Origin of the sequence: Zooshikella ganghwensis, from assembly GCF_018263875.1 — a bacterium.
In the GTDB taxonomy this organism is placed as follows: Bacteria; Pseudomonadota; Gammaproteobacteria; order Pseudomonadales; family Zooshikellaceae; genus Zooshikella; species Zooshikella ganghwensis.
The window spans coordinates 1-2,580 of the sequence record NZ_JAEVHG010000054.1 but is presented as its reverse complement, the minus strand read 5'-3'; the positions used below and the strand labels follow the sequence as shown (position 1 = coordinate 2,580).

Annotated in this window: 3 protein-coding genes; all 3 read right to left on the bottom strand. The window is 43.6% G+C overall.

Annotation, left to right across the window (positions count from 1 at the left end; genetic code table 11):
• Positions 1–1,459: DEAD/DEAH box helicase (locus tag KHS79_RS25725; protein WP_212723018.1), on the bottom strand; the 1,459-nt coding region annotated here is incomplete at its 3' end.
• A 4-nt stretch (positions 1,460–1,463) separates the two neighbouring features.
• Positions 1,464–1,859, bottom strand: a complete 396-nt coding sequence (locus KHS79_RS25720) for a hypothetical protein (protein ID WP_212723017.1) — start codon at positions 1,857–1,859, stop codon at positions 1,464–1,466.
• Between the two features lie 35 nt (positions 1,860–1,894).
• A partial coding sequence (locus KHS79_RS25715) for a hypothetical protein (RefSeq protein WP_212723016.1) occupies positions 1,895–2,580 on the bottom strand: 686 nt, incomplete at its 5' end.

Sequence of the window (2,580 nt, the reverse complement as noted above, 5' to 3'; positions counted from 1 at the left end):
GTTTAAACCACCATTTTGCCGCTTTCGCCTTGGCATAACCTTTATGTTCAAAGCACACCCATTCATTCACAAACTCAAAACCACAGCGATACGTGACTTTTAACGACGGTGGGGCATTTAATTTACGGTGAATGGTGTACGACACATCAGTAACACTGAGCCACACCGGTTTAATTTGTGATTTTAATAAAGCCCCTTTGGACACTTGATCGTTATGAGGTAGAGATTCACTCGCCGGAAAGGCATGTCCACAGCTAGGACATTCCCGCAAAATAGCTTGTAACAGTGACTCACACTTGGGGCATTGTTTGGTAGGTGCTTCACCAGACTCGCCATTTTTACGGGATTTAGACTTAGGTGGCTGAATATTATCAATCGGTCCATGTCGCTCGATGTTGTCACCATAATCCAACACCAGGCAATCGGTCTTATCCGTCTCGGGTGAAATACGTAAGCCTCGACCCAGGATCTGCACATACAAACCTGGAGAATGAATAGCGCGTAAAATGGCAATTAAATCGGTGCGTGGTGCATCAAAGCCGGTGGTTAACACGCCCTGACTGACTAAACAACGAATATGGCCTTGTTTATAGTCTTCAATTAATTGAGAGCGTAAACCAATAGGCGTCTGACCATGCACACACTCGGCCTGTATACCATGGTCTTTGAGCATGGTAATAATCTGCAAACAGTGATTCACCGAGACACCAAAAATTAACCAGGCTTTACGGTCCTGTCCCCACTCACTGATTTCTTTTAACGCTTTGCGGGTAAGGTCCTGGGCATTTAACGCTTTCTCTAAATCTCGGGTGACAAACTCACCTTGGCGAATACTGACATTGGTTAAATCAATTTGCTCGGTGCCAGGTTGTGAAATTAACGGGGATAAAAAGCCTTGATCAATGAGCTTTTGAATATCAACGTTGTACACCACCTCATTAAATAATGCACCTTCCCCCTCGGTTAATAACCCGGTTTTCATGCGATAGGGCGTGGCGGTAAAACCGACTAATTTCACCAAGGGATTCATTAATTTCGCATCATTTAAAAAGCGGGTGTACATACTGTCGTCTTTACCGGCATTAATTAAATGGCACTCATCGACGATGATGATATTAAAGGGCCCTAAATCAAACGCCTTGTTATACACCGATTGAATACCGGCAAATAACACATCCGCCTGGTGATCTTTCCGCCTTAAACTGGCCGAATAAATACCCGAGGGACAGGTGGGCCAGAGTTGATTTAGTTTCGCGTAATTCTGTTCCAGGATCTCTTTGACATGGCTGAGCATAAGTACCCGTTGGTTAGGAAACTGCATCACCCGGCGAATAAATTCAGCAATAATCACCGACTTACCGCCCCCAGTGGGCACACAAACCAATGGATTACCTTGCTGTTGCTGCCAATATTGATAAATAGCGCTTAAGGATTCATCCTGATACCAGCGTAATTTCATTGTTTCATCCTTGAAAGTGATTGATATGGCTTTCGTATTTACGTCTACAACGCTGGCTACACCACACGTTATCCCGATCAAATTCCAGCTCGCGAAGTTTTGACTTTTTTAGGCGATGAATATAGAGAGGTTGGTCGCAGTTAACACAGTGTAACCACCAACCTCTAATTATTAACTCAGCGGCGGGGACATAACCCAACTCAGCATAGTGATCAAATGCAGAGACTCGCTTTGGTGGATCAGTGTATTGGGGATCGAACTTAAAACGGACACAGGCAAGGTTTAATGCACCTTCTTTACTGACATGAAATATCACCTTTTCTTGACCATCCTCTTCTTCAACTTGCCAAGCAACACAAGGTGGTTCTTTTTGACTTAATGAGTTAATCGTTGAATCCATGACAGACTCCTTTTGATGAGTTAAATTAATTTTTATTAGGCCGCGTTATTCACGAGTTGAGCATTAAACGTCGTGCGTAAGGTTTGAATATGGGTGTCGGTTAATAAGGTTTTATCTTCGATTGCGCGTAATTCATTGCTTTTAAACTGCTCGGACGTTTCACCCGTGATAAAGCATTCACCGGTTTTTTTCAGGCGATAACGAATCCAGTATTCGCCACTGTCCATCACTTCCGCAAAGCTCTTAATTAAATCGGGAATAAATAAATGGGCCTGACAGCCAACGCGTTGATTATGTTCGGGGATCACTAAATTAAAGCGTGCACAATGCCATTGGCCATGATCGACCGCTGATGCATGTAAACAAGTTCGGCAATTAACGGCAGGGACTTGCTCACCATGACAAATAGCATGATGATCGCAAAGTTTGCACTCGTACCAGCTGGGATCATCATTTAATTTTTCCAAGGGTTGGTCACTGACAATAATCCGGGCGGCTTTAGCTAACGTGTTTTCAGCATAGGATTTGTCGTATTTAACTCGCTCTCCATACAGTGCATCGGTATTTTTATTGACGGCAATATAATAAGCCCGGTCGATTTGCTGCAGGTGCATATACACTTGCATCTGGGTAAAGTGCTGCGGTTTGCTTTTTTGTACGCCGTCTTTTTCCAACGATTTAAAACTTTTTTCGCTGTGGGTTTTCATTTCGATGATATGCC